The following is a 15499-nucleotide window of genomic DNA, read 5'->3' as shown; positions in this document are numbered from 1 at the left end:
CTAAGCTAAATCAACGCACTTGTTGCAGATGACCGTACAGTTTTGCGTACAATCCGCCATCGGCGATCAGTTGCTGATGGTCGCCATCCTCGGCGATATGCCCGCCATCGAATACCAGCACCCGGTCAGCCTGCTTCACTGCAGACAGCCGGTGGGCGATGATCAGTGTAGTACGCCCACTGAGAAACCGCGCCAGTGCCTGGTGCAGGTTATATTCGGTAGCCGCATCCAGCGCCGAGGTGGCTTCGTCCAGAATCACCACCTTAGGCTCGGCAAGCACCATGCGGGCGATGGCCAGGCGTTGCCTTTGCCCACCGGAAAAACGCACGCCAGAGCGCCCTACCACGCTGTCCAGGCCCAGGGGCAGTGCCTTGACCGTCGCCTCCAACTGGGCGATTTCCAGCGCCTGCCAGCAGGCCTGGTCGGAACGCGTGCGGCCCATGGTCAGGTTGGCGCGTACGGTGTCATTGAACAACGCCGGGTGTTGCAGCACCACCGCGACGTTCTCGCGAATGGTTTCCAGGCCGATCTCCTGCTGGGTCGCACCGCCAAAACGAATACTGCCCGCCTGCGCCGTGTACAGCCCCAGCAACAGTTGCACCAGGGTACTTTTACCGCCGCCGCTGGCGCCGACAATCGCGACCTTCTCACCCGGTGCGATGGCCAGGTTCAATTGATCAAGCACCAGGTCTTCGCCGTAGCCGAAGTCGAGGCCGCGCACCTCGATGCCGACGGTTTCCCGCCCGCTGAACGGATCTGCGCCGCCTGCGTATTGCGGTTCATCGGCACGCGCCAACAGCTCGTTGATCCGCGTCAGCGCGCCACCGGCCGCGTAATAGGCGTATTGCAGGTTCAGCAGTTGTTCCACCGGGCCGATCATGAACCACAGGTAGCTGAACACGGCGAGCATCTGGCCGATGGACAGGTCGGAAAACAGCACGGTCAGCATGGCCGCCGCACGAAAGATGTCGATACCGAACTGGAACAGCAAACCACTGGCGCGGCTGGACGCGTCGGTTTTCCATTGCGAATGAATGGCGTAGTCGCGCACTTCCTGGGCACGCTGGCCAAGGCGCCCCAGGAAAAAGCCCTGGCGATTACCGGCGCGCACTTCCTGGATGGCATCCAGGGTTTCAGTCAGCGCCTGGGTAAAACGCGAAGTACTGTCGTTCTCGAGCTTCTTGAGGTGTTTGACGCGTTTGCCCAACTGCACTGTGGCGTAGATCACCAGCGGGTTGAACAACAGGATCAGCAGCGCCAGCTGCCAATGCATCCACACCAGGATCGCCGAAGTGCCGACCAGTGTCAGCATCGCTACCAGAAAACGGCTGAGGGTTTCACCGACGAACTTGTCCAGGGTGTCCAGGTCGGTGACCAGGTGCGTGGTGACAGTTCCGCTGCCCAGGCTTTCGTACTCGCCCAGGGAGATTCGCTTGAGGCGCTCGATCAGGCGCACGCGGAGGCGATAGACGATGTCCTTGGCCAAGCGCGCAAACAGGCGCGCCTGCACTACGTTGAACACCAGCGCGCCACAACGCAGGGCCAGGGTCACCAAGAGCATCAGGCCGATATAGCCGGCAGCTTTCTGCCAACCCAGGGGCAGCGCGTGGTTCATCACCTTGAGCGCGGCGTCGCCATGGCCGAGCAGCACTTCGTCCACCAGCAAGGGCAACAGCAGCGGGATGGGCACGCTGCACAGGGTCGCCAGTACAGCGACACCGTTGGCGACCCACAGGGACTTCTTGTGACGCAGGGCCAGGCGGCGAATTTCGGCCCAGGTCAGGCGGTCGGTGCGTTGGGGTTGTTCATACACAGGCGGCTCGCTCCAACCAGCGGGCGAGCAATGGCGACAGTTCGGACAACGGTTGGTAGCCGTTGGTCAGCAAGGCCAGTTGCCCATCGCGCTCGGCCAGCAAGGTAGGGAAGCCAGCGATGCCCAAATCCTGCACCCAGGTAAAATCGGCCGCCGTCGCCGCATGCTGCTCGGCACGGTCGAAGGCGCCGGCAAACTCGATGCGCGGTATGCCCGCCTGCTCCGCCAGTTCCACCAGCACACTGGCAAGGGTCACATCGCGGCCCTCGACATAAAATGCATGCTGGATCAGGCCCAGCAACGTCCATGCGCAATCCGGCGCCAGGCTGCGCGCCGTGACGATGGCGCGGCAGGCCGGCTCGGTGTCGTAGACAAAACCGTCGGGCAACGCACCCTCGCGCTTGAACGGCTGGCCGGTGGCCTCGGTGACGGCCTGCCAGTGCTCCAGGATATAGCGCCGGGTGGTCGGCTCCAACGCCGCGCCGCTGCCGGTGCGCAGGCCGCCCACCACCAGGTGCACGTCCACGCCGGCCTCCCGGGCCTGCTCAACCAGCGCCTGCGCTACCGGAGCAAAACCCCAGCACCAGGAACACATCGGGTCCATTACATAGAGCAGGCGCGCGGACATGGCTCAGGCCTCGGAAGGGGTTTGCTTATAGTTGAAGCCAATCGGGTGCGGCATATTGCGGGCCTTGGCCAGTTCGATCTGTTTCTGGCGGTCGATCGCGCTGCGACGGGTCTTCTCCGGCAGCTTATCCCAGCAATGGGGGCAACTGATGCCGGCCACATAATGTTCGGATGCGCGGTCTTCGATGCTCACCGGCGTGCGACAAGCATGACATTGATCGTAGTCGCCTTCGCTCAAGTCGTGGCGCACGGTGACACGGTTGTCGAACACAAAGCAGTCGCCCTGCCATTTGGTCTCTTCCTGGGGCACTTCTTCGAGGTACTTCAGGATGCCGCCCTTGAGGTGGTAAACCTCATCGAAACCTTCGCTGAGCATGTAGCTCGAGGCTTTTTCGCAACGAATGCCGCCGGTGCAGAACATGGCGACCTTCTTGTGCCTGGCCGGGTCGAAGTTGGCTTTGATATAGTCGGGAAATTCGCGAAAACTGGTAGTTTTCGGGTCGATTGCGCCCTCAAAGGTACCGATGGACACTTCGTAGTCGTTACGGGTGTCGATCAACAGCACTTCCGGATCGCTGATCAGCGCATTCCAGTCCTTCGGATCGACATAGGTGCCGACCTTCTTGTTCGGGTCGACGCCTTCAACGCCCAGGGTCACGATCTCTTTCTTGAGCTTGACCTTGGTGCGGTAGAAGGGCTGGTCGTCACAGTAGGACTCTTTATGGTCGATATCGACCATGCGGGGGTCTTTTTTCAGCCAGGCCATCAGGCCATCAATGCCTTCGCGGCTGCCGGAAACGGTGCCGTTGATGCCTTCTTCGGCGATCAGCAAGGTGCCTTTGATGCCGTTGTCGACCATCGCCTGCAACAGGGGCTCGCGCAGGGCGACGTAATCTTCGAGGGTGACGAACTTATACAGTGCCGCCACGACAATCGGTTGAGTCATGGGTGTTGTCTCCAGGTGGCTACCCTCGTAAGGGGTGAACCGGATGCAGAAAAATGCAGGCCAAGCCGCGCGGCGCACATTCTAGCAAAACCACAACACCACTGCATCGACACTCAGTCACCGATATTTCCCTGACTCGCTCACGGCATTGGCTGACCTCGGCCCGTACAGCCTGCGTGATAGCGTCTTGCGTCGTCCATTGGATCCACCTTTGGGCTCACAGGAAGATCGATGACATGGAAACTTCAAACCGTTCTTTATTGGCCAGACTGGTGGAACGGCCCGCCCCTCCAGGTGTTGGGAAGGTCGACTTCACCAGCGCCATGAACCAACTAGGCTTCACCAGCGTCTTCGACATCGTCGAGCTGCCCAAGGCCGAGTTCATCCGTCAACTGGCCCGCTACAATGATGACGATGGCGCCCACGCTTACGAAAACGCGTTGTCCTACGCCACGCAATTACAATGGCTGTACGACCAACAACCAGTCAACGCCCCCCCAGCCTCCACGCGTAGCAAACGCGACCTGGGATCCAACGTACCCAGCCTGCTCAACGAGGATTGGGGGAACGTCTGTCATCCCGATGCCATCGCCGCTATCGACTCACCGGTTGCCTACCTGCGCACACTGTTTCTTTTTGCAACTCAGCTTGAAAACAACGGGACGGGAACGCAACACAAAATCCTCCTGAGCCAGCGGCGCCCGGACCTGAAAAACTTACTGATTGACCACGACACGACCTTTGCCCAGCGCCCGCTGCTGACGCTGATCGATGACCTGTTGCGCAACCAGATCAAACACCATCACCCGCAAGAAGAGCTGCACCTGCTGCTCAGCAAGCAACACTACCCCTTGACGCTGCCTTACCACCATCATCACCTGCAATGCCGCCTGGGGCTGTCGGGAACCCAACACGCCTTGGGCGAATTGAATTATCGACTCAGCAAGCGGCTGCCGTTTGACGATGCCGGCAACGCACTGTACGGCACGGTCAAAAAGCGCAATGGTGACGCGCAATGCCTGCTAAGCGAACTGAATCCGCAGCAGCAAAAGCTGTTGACGCAACCGCCCGTCACGGAGAGCACACTATTTGAAACCTACTTTGGCAGATCCCGTGCACCGGAAAACCTTGACGACTTTTTGAGATGTACGGCGCTGGACAGTACCCAGTTGCAAGCCCTCCTGGCGCAAAACAGTTTCGCCCCCCATGCCTCCCGCTCGGCGCCTAAACAAACGTTGCTGATCTATGGTGCCCGCTATGTCAATGGCACAGACCGTCTGCCCAAGCTGGAAGTCGGCCACGCCGACGGCGGGAAAATTGCGACACTACTCAATACCAGCCCCGACCGGTTCGACCGTCTGCATCGGATGATCCGCCTGCAAAAGTGGGTCGATCTACCGTTTGCCGAACTGGATACGCTGATCGTCAGCGCCATGGTGCTTGAGGGCACCGCCAACGCCGCTCTTCAGATAAGCCACACCACCCTGCGCGCACTAGGTGTCTACCGCTACCTCCGTGGGCGCTACCGGCTCAAGCCGCTGGAGTTTGCGGCGTGGCTGGATCGCCTGCCCGTACAGGCCAGCGCCAACGAGCAACCCTTATTCGATCAGGTGTTCAATCGCACACTGTTGTCCGGGCGACCACTGGCGCTGGACGACCAAGTCTTCGATTCGCATACCCGCCAGCAGCTTTGCGCCGCGTTGGCGTTGAGTGACACCCCGGATTCGCTGCAACTGCTGACAGACGTGCTCCCCACCCCTGTCCTCAGGAACCTTGTCACATACTCCCGGATCTATCGGCTGGCACGTATCGCCCAGGTTTTCGGCCTTTCTGTGCTGCACTGCAAACAGCTGGCCGACGTGCTCGGCCCGTCCACCTGGAGCAAGCTGGCCACCCCCACATTGAGCACCGAGATGGACTTTCTCGATGTACTCATGCAGTTGGACTGGGCCGTCACCTGGCTCAGGAACAGTAACACCAGCGTAACGCAGTTGCGCCAGCGACTGCTGCTGGAACCCGCCACTGATAACCCAGCGCTCAAGCGCTGGGTCGACTTACTGCCAAAGGGACTTGAGGCTTGCATCCAACAGTTCCTGGAAAAACCGGCGCCGGCCCTCTACAGCAATGAGCTTAAGCTTTACTACAACCTACATTTCAAAAAAACGCAGACTGAGCCCAACCACCTGATTCTGCTGGCGCCGGACATCACCACGCTGTTGCCGTTGCCAGTCAACAGCGCCTCACTGCGTCAATTACTGATCAACCCCCACTGGCTGGACAGCAAAAAATCCCCCACGGAACTGGTCGAGCTGAACCTGGGCACACTCTATCTATTGCAGCGTTTCAGAGACTGCTGCGATACGTATGGCCTGGCACAGGACAGCCTCTTGGCGTACTTCCAGAGCGCCAACAGCAACGGGCCTCAACCCCTCGATACCCGGCTAAGCCAATGGTTGGGGTGGGACGAAAAAGAACTGCGGGTACTCACTGAGACCTTGCCCACAGGCGCGGTCAAGTCCATGGACCAACTGGATTGGATCATGCGCTGTCGACAAGCCTGCACCATCACCCGGCTCTCCAGCCAAACCCTGCTCAACACCAGCGAACTGGATAACGCCAGCGACTTCAATCAATGGAAGCTAGTGGGCGAAGCCATCATCGCCGCACATCAATAACCGCTTACTCTCTACCAGCAGACTCAAGGAATGACCATGTCTGAGCCCCTCGACCAGCGCCTCAATGAAGCCTGGCGTGATGCCATGCTGAGCTACTATCTGGCTCACTGCATCAGCCCCGCCCTTAAAGACTCGTTGCGCACACCCAGCGACCTGTACGACTACTGGCTAGTGGACGTACAAGTCAGCCAAGCGGTGCCAACCAGCCCGGTCGCCAGTGCGATCACCAGCCTGCAGCACTACATCAACCGGATTCACTCGGGCCTCGAACCAGGTTATGAAACCCGGGGCATGTCGGTTCACGAAACCCTCGCCTGGCAGAAGTCCCTGCACAGTTACCCCCTGTGGAGCGCTAGCCAGCAACTGCGCTATCACCCGCAAAACTTCCTCGACCCCACGCTGCGCGAGGACAAGAGCCAGAGCTTCGAGCAACTGGAAAACGAGCTCAACCAGCATCGAATCCAGCCTGACACCCTGCAGAACGCCGTACAAGGCTACCTGTCACGGTTCGAAGAAGTCGCCAACATTCAAACGCTCAATGGCTACATCGATGGCAATGTCAAACAGTGGAATACCAGCACCTACTACTTCGTCGGCAAATCCACCAGCGATGAGCTCTATTACTGGCGTTCGCTGGACCTGTCCAAACGCTCCACCGTCAAGACCGAGGGACCTGCGCCCCTGGCCTGGACAGACTGGACACCGATCAACCTGACGTTTTGCGCCGATACGCCCGCCCACAGTATTCGCCCCGTAATGTTCAATCATCGGTTGTTCATTGTTTGGGCCGAGAGCATCAAGCCCGCCCCCTACCAATCCTTCAAGGCACCGGGAAACGGCAATGGTGAGTATGAGAACGACGACAACGACGAAAAACAACGCCAGGCTGAGTGGCTGAACAGCCGGTTCGTGAAGTTTCGCCTGTGTTTCTCCTATAAAAAACTGGATGGCACTTGGAGCCTTCCGCACACGGGCCTGGAAGAGCACTGCGTTACGCGGGGCATCAACGCACTCACGTCAGCGCAACTAATCAGCCTCACGCAGACCGTTGCCGTGGTCGATAGCCGCTCCCCTCACACACTGTTCCTGGGTATAAGGGCCAATACGCTCAATCATGGCAGCGGCCAAATGGGCGAGTTCTTCCAAGCCATCAGTGTCGATCAGTCATTAGGGATAAAAATCGTCGCTTGCGCGGGCAGCCCTGGCCGATACAAGATCGTGCCGGGCTCAGAAGTTGCCCAGGAAACCGTGAGGTTGCTGGAAGCCTATGAGTCCACAAAAAATACCCCACTGCAGACCGCTTTGTTGGGCGGCGTCGATCAGGACAACGTATTTTCCAGCGTGTTGCTCCCCTCGTTCGCCCACCAATACTTCCGTCTGTTTTTCGATATAAACAAGGACAACTTACAATTCAAGACTCACGTAGCGCAGGGAGAGGACAAAAGCACGGTAGTCCTGGAAGCTCACCCCCCCCAAATAGAAGATCAACAGAAGTGGAACTTTGAATCCAAAAGCACCGATATAGTCGTAACCGATACTGCCAGCAAAAACTTTGATCCCGTCACCAACGAGTTCGTCTTCACCTCGAAAATCGCCAAGCCCTTCCTGCAGACGTACAGCATCACCCTTGCCTCCCATTACGCGCAGATGAGCATTACCCTGGTCACCAACTCTGCGTTGCATGACCCGGCTTTATCCGAAGTTGAACTCATCAGCGGCTCGGTCCTGAGGATCGACTGCGCGATATTCCCCGAAGTGAAGGCTACGTATCACTCGATGTTTTTCAAAAACCCTAGGAGCGGAAAAAGCTATTCCAACGCCATTTATGACAAAGGCTCCATATTATTTAGCCTCGACAAAAAAGAGACGATAACGAGGAACGACTTGAGAAGAGGCTATGAAGGTCAATCCTACACCGCCTTTGAATTCTCCCTGGCCGGGAAGCTTCTCAACAAAAATGCATTCCTGCACTTATATACCCATTATCAGGATCCCTTCCTGACGATACTCGACCGCTACAGCGGCTATAACCTGCCAGGTGACGAGACCGCCAACCAAAAACTGCACTTTGTGAATGACGTGAGGCTAGAGTCCACCAACACTTCCGCGCCCATTTTGCGTTTCTACAAGCACGTCATCATGCAGTCCAAACTCACAGACGTGCCGACTCCGCAAGCCATCAACAACAACACCGCCCAAATCCTCAACTACACGGACACCGAACACGAAAGCCTGGCGGGTGCCTCCCCCGAATTAGCAGCCGGGCATTTGGCGAGTACACGGATAACGTTACCCAGTGAGCAACCCGCATCAGCCATCACGGTGATCCATGGGGTCATCACGCTTGAGAGCCAAGAGTATAAGGTGAAGGTTCTCGGCTATGCGCTCAAGGCAGTCAAATGCTCCCTTGCCACATCCGTTGCCGTTGACAAGTCTGCGCATTCTCCGCGTATCACGCGCCAACAGCAAAATACCGGAGAGACAACCGAGTACATTGATTTTTCCACAAGCTTCGCCCCGGCTATCCCAGCCATTCGACTCAATACCACCGTTGCGAGTAAATTGACGCAGACTGCCAGGCTCGGCTTCGACCCATCATTTTTACGTTCCCCCGAGGACTGGACAGAACCGGCGCTGGACGCAGGTGCCTCCCCCGAGCCTCTGGATTTTCAGGGTGCCCACGGTAAAAGTCTGCGCGAACTGTTTATCTATTTACCCTGGACCATCGCTCATTACTTCAACCAGCAACAGCAATACGCTTACGCCGAAACCTGGTTGCACTACCTGTTCGACCCTCACCACCCAAACAAGGGCGCTCTCGGCGCGCTGCCAAGCAACCCCATAGAGCTGAGCTACGCCTGCCAGCACCCCGAGAGCCCGCATTACCGGGCGCTGAGTTTTCCGATATACCTGCGCAAAGCGTTGTACCACCTCAATGTGGATATTTTGATCAACCGGGGCGACGCGGCTTATCGCCAACTGAGCCCCGACAGCCTGGCCGAAGCCAAACTCTGGTACATCCAGGCGCAGAACCTGCTCGGCATGCGTCCGACGGTCACGCGCGCCGATACCTGGACGTCGCGTGATCTGAACGCACTGGCGACGACATCCTCCCAGGCAATACGCCGGTTGGAACATCAACCCGAATACACCTCGCTATTGTCCCAGCAGTGCAAATTCACCGGGCAACACGCCTGGTTTACAGACAGCCCCTATTTATACCGGCCGTTGAATACGCAACTGGTAGCACGCTGGGACACATTGGAGAGTCGCCTGCACGGGCTACGCCATCATCTGGATATTTCCGGCAAGCCTTTACGCCAGACACTCTTTGCGCCCCCCTTGTCCCCTGCCGCGTTGCTGACGCGCAACGCACCGGGCGCTGCGGGTGGCACCAGTGCCTATCTACCGAGCCGTCCTGAAGTGGGTCACTACCGGTTCCAGGTCATGCTGGGGCACGCTTTGAGTGCGGTCGACAGCCTGGCGCAGTTCGGCACCACGCTGCTCACGCTGATCGAGCGCAAGGAACAGGCGCATTACCTTGAGGTGCAACAGCAAAACGCCTGGCAGTTGGCCGAACTGGTGCTGACCCAGCAGACCCAGGCCCTGGCCATCGATGAAAAAAACAAAGACGCGCTGCGCCGCAGCCGAGCAATCGTCGAGGGGCGATTGGACTTCGTGACGCGTCAGTTGCGTGAAGGTATCAGCACCGGTGAAATTTCGGCCGGCCAGCACTATCTGGAGAGCGCCGCATGGGAGAGAAAAGTCGCAATTGCCGGGATGGGCGCCGGGGCCGCCATGCTCGCGCCCAATATCTTCGGTACGTCGTTCGGTGGCATGCGTTTTGAGGGCGCGTTCCATGCCTTCCAGGCCTTCGCCCAGGGTGAAGCCAACACCGCTCGCGCCAACGGTAATGAACTGGAGCGCATTGAACAGTTAAATCGTCGCGCTCAGGAGTGGGCCCATGCCGAGCAACAGGCCCGCCTTGAACTGGCCCAGATCGACACCCTGCTGCTGGTGCATGCCGAGCAGGAAAAAGCCACTCGCCTGCAACTACACAGCGCCCACACCGCATTGAGCCAGGCCAAGTCCGCTTACCAACTGCTCGGCATGCGCTTTACCGGAGCACAACTCTATCAATGGCTCACCGCGCAACTGAGCACGTTCTATTACGCGCTGTATGACAGCGTCCACTCCCTGTGCCTCGCCGCTGAAGCCTGCTGGCAGTATGAGACCGCCGACAGCCGACAGTTCTTTCAAGGTGGGGCCTGGCATCACACATCCCGCGGACTGTTAAGTGCCGAAAGCTTGAAACTGAACCTGGTAAAAATGAACACCGCGTACCTGCAACACACGCCACGCGAGCTGGAAATCAGCAAAACCGTGTCACTGCGCCATCGTCTGATCGAGTGCCTGGTCACGACCGACAAACGCCCCCCCGAAATCACCGCTCCCGCCAAAACCTGGGCTGAGCATAAGGCGCAACTGGTAAGCAGCGGTACGATCAGTTTCGCCCTGACTCAAGCGTTGCTGGATGAGGACTACCCAGGGCACACCCTGCGCCGCATCAAGCACGTCAGCGTCTCACTACCTGCCTTGCTGGGGCCTTATGAAGACATCAAGGCAACACTGACCCAGACCCGAAATGAAATCCAGATGCCCGACGGCACCACCAGGACCGACTTCAGGGCACACCAGCAAATCGCCTTGTCACGCGGGCTGGACGACGACGGCCTGTTTACCCTCAACTTCGACAACGATCCACGTTACCTGCCGTTTGAATACACCGGGGCAGTGTCGTGCTGGCGCTTGAACTTTACCAATGCGCTGCAACAAAAAGCCCTGCTTGAATCCATCACCGACATCATTGTCCATGTGCGCTATACCGCAAGGCCTGGCAGGAGCGATACATGAGCAACCCAGCCAATGAATCGCCCCTGAAGGTGCCTTCGCTGCCCAATGCCGGCACCGTCATCGAAGGGGCCGCCAAAGGCTGGGGCAACGTGGGCGCCGATGGCACGGCGACCTTCGAGGTTGCGTTGCCGATTTCCACTGGCCGTGGTTATGCACCCACGCTGTCATTGACCTATCAAAGCACGGCGGGTAACAGTGCGTTCGGCTTCGGCTGGGACGTCAAGCCGGGTGCCGTCACACGGCGCACTCAGCAGGGCGTCCCACATTACACCGCAGCCGATACGTTCCAAGGCCCGGATGCACAGCACTGGATGCCCGAACGCACCACTGAGGGCACGCTTGTACAGACGCCGCGTGATCATTTTGATCAGGTGCCGCTGGGACGCCACTACCTCGTCACGCGCTACTTTCCCAGGGTCGAACAGCGTTTCGAGCGCATCGAGCATTGGCACTCAGACGGCGACGCCGCCGGGTTCTGGCTGATCCAGGCGGCTGACGGCAGCCGGCATGTCTACGGCAAAACCTACGCGGCGCGCATCGCTGACCCCGACAACCTGAGCCATGTGGCGCAATGGCTGCTCGAGGAAAGCCTGAACGCCCATGGCGAGCATATCGGCTACCAGTACCTGACCGAGACCGAGACCGGCACTGCCCCCCATGACTGCCGAGCCCAGCGTTATCTGCATAAAGTGTGTTATGGCAACGTCAAGGCCAGGGAAAAAGAGACACTGTATCTGCTCAAAAGCGACGACCTTTCCAGTCAGGCATGGCATTTTTACTTGCTGTTCGACTATGGCCAACGCAACACCGCCAGCGACGCGCTGCCTTCCTATGAGGCCCTCAACCCGTGGCTCTCACGCGAAGATGCGTTTTCCAGCTTCATCTTTGGCTTTGAATTACGAACACTGCGCCTATGCCGGCAAATCCTGATGTTTCACGCCTTTGCGGATGAGCCCGACATGGGCCCCAGCCCTATACTGGTCAAGCGCCTGAGGCTCGAACACTACACCTTTCGCAACGGGCTCAACACTCTGCTCGCGGTCTACGAGCAGGCCGTTGATGCCCAAGGAACACTCACCAGCCTGCCGCCGCAAGAATACCTGTATCAATCCTCCAGCCTGAAACTGGATACCCGTCGCTACCAGCGTTTTGTTGACGTGCCGAGCCTCAATGACGGCCAGCGCTATCAACTGGTGGATCTATACGGCGAAGGCGTGCCGGGGATCCTGTATCGCGGTGATCAAGCCTGGTATTACCGCGCACCTCAGCGGGCCGAGGCGTCCACAGGCGACCAGGTGGCATACGCTCCTCCTCAAGAACTGCCTGCTATTGCGGTGGCCGACCGTTCACGCCCCGTCTATCAGGCCTTGCTTGATATAAATGGGGACGGACGTCTGGAATGGGTGCTGGCCCGACCGGGTATGAGCGGCTTCTTCAGCCTGGCCCCCCAGCGCAAAGAAGCGGGTTTCGTACGGTTCGACGCGTTCCCGGTGGAGTTCTTACACCCCCATGCGATATTTGCCGACCTGATGGGCAGCGGGTTGGCTGATCTCACGCTCGTGGGCCCGCGTAGCGTGCGCCTGTATGCCAATCGGCAAAGCGGTTTCGGGCAGGGCGTCGAGCAGGCGCACAAGGTTGACGGCGATGATTTGCCGTCCTTCACCCGTTCTTCCGCCGACTGGGTCGGCTTCAGCGACATACTTGGCAGCGGCCAGCAGCACTTGGTGCGTATCCGTCACAACGAAATCAAATGCTGGCCCAATCTGGGCCATGGGCGGTTCGGCAAGGGTAGAGTGTTGGCTGCCCTGCCCTTCAGAGAAACAACCTTCAACGCCGCCAACGTATTGCTGGCCGATCTGGATGGCTGCGGTGCCAGCGACCTGCTGTACCTGACGACCGATGAAGTGCGCATTTTCACCAATAAGGGCGGCAATGGCTTTGCCACAACCCCCTTGGTATTACCGTGGCCATCCGGCGTACAGTACGACTCCCTGTGCCAGGTGAACGTGGCGGATCTGCAAGGCAATGGTTACGCCAGCCTGGTCATCAGCGTCACGCACCCGCATCCGCGCCATTGGCGCTACGATTTTTTTGATCGCAAGCCCTGTTTGCTCAGCGGTACTCACAACAACCTCGGCGCGCAAGTCGAGGTGCGCTATCGCAGCAGCGCCCAGGAATGGCTGGACGAGAAACAGCAATGTCAAAGTGAAGACAGGCCTGTGGTTAGCCAGCTGCCATTCGCGCTCAACCTGATTAAACACCAGGAATGGCGCGATGAGATCAGCCATCAGCGACTGACTCAGCGTTTCAGCTACCGTCAGGCGTATTACGATGCCGATGAGCGCGCCTTCCAGGGTTTCGGCTTGTTGCTGCAAACCGGCGAAGAAACCCGCGCCAGTGAAGTTTCTGTAGCAGGTTCGCAAACCAAGCGCTGGTTTCACACCGGCCAAGCGCTGGACATGCCCCAAGACCATTACAGCCGCCATGACGCCGACGCCACCAAACTCGGCCCCACATTGCTGGCCACACACGATGCCCCCGAACAGCCGCAACCGACCGACCACCACGACAGCCTGATCGCGTCGCCCACGCCACAGGAAGCACGGGCAGCAGCCTACGCGCTCAGGGGCCTGCCGGTACGGGTGGAGGTGTTCGCCCTTGACTCGGCCGAGCGCACACCCTGCTCGGTGCAGCAGTACCGCTATATGGTCCGTCGGTTGCCCCAGGCTGGCTCACACCCCAGGCCACGCATGCTGCCGCTGACGCTGGAGTCCGTACACTATCAATACGAACAGGTGCCCGATGATCCGGTCTGCGAACACCAGGTCAACCTGCGCTGGGACGCCTATGGCAGCCTGGTCCACAACGTCACTGTGCACGGCGCGCGGCGCAAGGCCGCCCGCGATGCGCCTCCGGCACTGCTCAAGGATGAGCATCAGCAACAATGGTGGCGTGATACCCACGACCCGGCTCAGCAGGTCTTTTACCTGAGCGAAACCTTGGCGCAATGGATTCATCTATCAAACGACGACCAATGGCGATTGGGTTTGCCCTATCGTCGACGCGACAACGCCTGGACCCTGCCCAACGGCCAGCCACCTGCCGGGTTGAACACGACGGCGATCAACTACGAGACGTTGATCAACCGGCTGTCAGGGCCGCTGGGGCCGCAGGCACCACGCGAGCTGAGCGGCTTGTCGATCCAGTACTATCGTGAGCCGGGCGGCAAGGGGCTGACCCTGGCCCCTGGAACGGCAACCTTCCAGGGGCTGGCTGATTATCAAGAAACCGCGGAGCTGGCCCCTGACGCGCTGCAGGCGCTGGAGAGCATTCCCGACATGCCGGGCCAACCCGCCGAAGACCTTCCGAGCCGGCTGCGCCGAATCGGCTATCGCCCCATGGCGGTGTTTTTCCATGCCAATGATCAGGAACGCCAAGCCCCTTCCCTTTGGTCGATCCGCCGTCAGTTTCCACGCTACTTCAACGCCAAGCACTTCTATCGCTTACGCACCTGGCGTCTGACGCTGGCCGAGAACGAAACCACGCTGACCTATGACACTTACGGGCTTCAGGTCATCCAGGTGAAACAACCCGATGGCTGCATCACCCGCGTCCAGCACGACTACCGTCTGCTGCAGCCGATCAGTATCACCGATCCAAACGGCACGACCGAGCAAGCCCTCTACGATGGGTTCGGTCGTTTGATCGCGACCAGCATCCAAGGGCAAGAATCGGGAAAGTCCATCGGTTTCGGGCAATTGTCAGCGTATCGCAGGCCGCTAGACACACCTATTGAACTCGCAATTCAAACACCCGCAACCCTCCTGCGCGAAGCGGCCAAAGCCTGGCTCTACGACGCGTTCAGTTGGATGGGCTCGATTGCCACCACAGACAGGCAGGCGGACTGGGTCACTCAGCGCTACCTTTTGCCCGACGGGCATATACGCGCCACCGCCAGGTTGCGCTTGAAAAAAAAGGCCAGCACGTTGAGTGCGAGTGAGAAAGCCTTGTCTGACTTGATCCAAAAGGCCAGGCGCGAACCCGCACGAAGCCTGATGCTGGCCGCTGATCGCTATACCGACGATCAGGAACAGCTCATCCACATGACCCTGGTCGCCCAGGACGGCTTTGGCCGCATCTTGCAAAGTAAACAGAAAGCCGAGCCGGGGCCGGCCTATGCCGTGGACGACAAGGGTGACCTGAGGGTCAAAAACGGCGCCCTCCAGACGGTTCAGACTGACCCGCGCTGGTGCGTCAACGAGCACAACGAATACAGCCCCAGGGGGCTGATTATCCGGGTGTATCGCACCTATTACGCCGATCATCACAGGTACATCGACGGTAACCCCCTGCTGCACAGCGACACACAGTTTCATGACGCCCTGGGGCGGCCCGTGCGTACTCTCACGGCCCGAGGGGGAATGCGACAAACCACCTACTGGGCCTGGTACACCGTCAGCGAGGATGAAAACGATACCTGGGAGCCGCCTCCGACAGAGCAAACCTCTAAACCTTAACCATGTA

6 protein-coding genes are annotated in these 15499 nt (G+C 59.0%); 3 read left to right on the top strand and 3 right to left on the bottom strand.

Features of this window, described 5'->3' with window-relative positions:
- Positions 1–10: 10 nt before the first annotated feature.
- From BLU48_RS04750 to trhO, 3 genes are read right to left on the bottom strand one after another with little or no spacing between them, the layout of a single operon-like run.
- Complete coding sequence (locus tag BLU48_RS04750) at positions 11–1813, bottom strand: ABC transporter ATP-binding protein (RefSeq protein WP_057025477.1); 1803 nt, start codon at positions 1811–1813, stop codon at positions 11–13.
- Positions 1806–2441 carry a DsbA family protein gene (locus tag BLU48_RS04745; protein WP_057025478.1) on the bottom strand — a complete coding sequence of 212 codons (636 nt, stop codon included), beginning with the start codon at positions 2439–2441 and terminating at the stop codon, positions 1806–1808. Before BLU48_RS04745 ends, BLU48_RS04750 begins: the two co-directional genes overlap by 8 nt.
- A gap of 3 nt (positions 2442–2444) precedes the next feature.
- Positions 2445–3386: an oxygen-dependent tRNA uridine(34) hydroxylase TrhO gene (gene trhO / locus BLU48_RS04740; protein ID WP_043047608.1), complete on the bottom strand. Its 942-nt coding sequence runs from the start codon at positions 3384–3386 to the stop codon at positions 2445–2447.
- Positions 3387–3622: 236 nt separating this feature from the next.
- Between trhO and BLU48_RS04735 the strand changes: the two genes are divergently transcribed.
- From BLU48_RS04735 to BLU48_RS04725, 3 genes are read left to right on the top strand one after another with little or no spacing between them, the layout of a single operon-like run.
- Entirely contained in the window at positions 3623–6061 is a 2439-nt protein-coding gene (locus BLU48_RS04735) for a Tc toxin subunit A (RefSeq protein ID WP_057025479.1), read from the top strand.
- A 36-nt stretch (positions 6062–6097) separates the two neighbouring features.
- Entirely contained in the window at positions 6098–10975 is a 4878-nt protein-coding gene (locus tag BLU48_RS04730; RefSeq protein WP_057025480.1) for a Tc toxin subunit A-related protein, read from the top strand.
- On the top strand, positions 10972–15492 hold the full coding sequence (locus BLU48_RS04725; RefSeq protein WP_057025481.1) for a SpvB/TcaC N-terminal domain-containing protein: 4521 nt from the start codon (positions 10972–10974) through the stop codon (positions 15490–15492). Before BLU48_RS04730 ends, BLU48_RS04725 begins: the two co-directional genes overlap by 4 nt.
- Positions 15493–15499: the final 7 nt, after the last annotated feature.

The organism is Pseudomonas synxantha, from assembly GCF_900105675.1.
Classification (GTDB): Bacteria; Pseudomonadota; Gammaproteobacteria; order Pseudomonadales; family Pseudomonadaceae; genus Aquipseudomonas; species Aquipseudomonas synxantha.
Note: the sequence above shows the minus strand (reverse complement) of the source record. Positions and strands in the feature narration are given on the sequence as shown.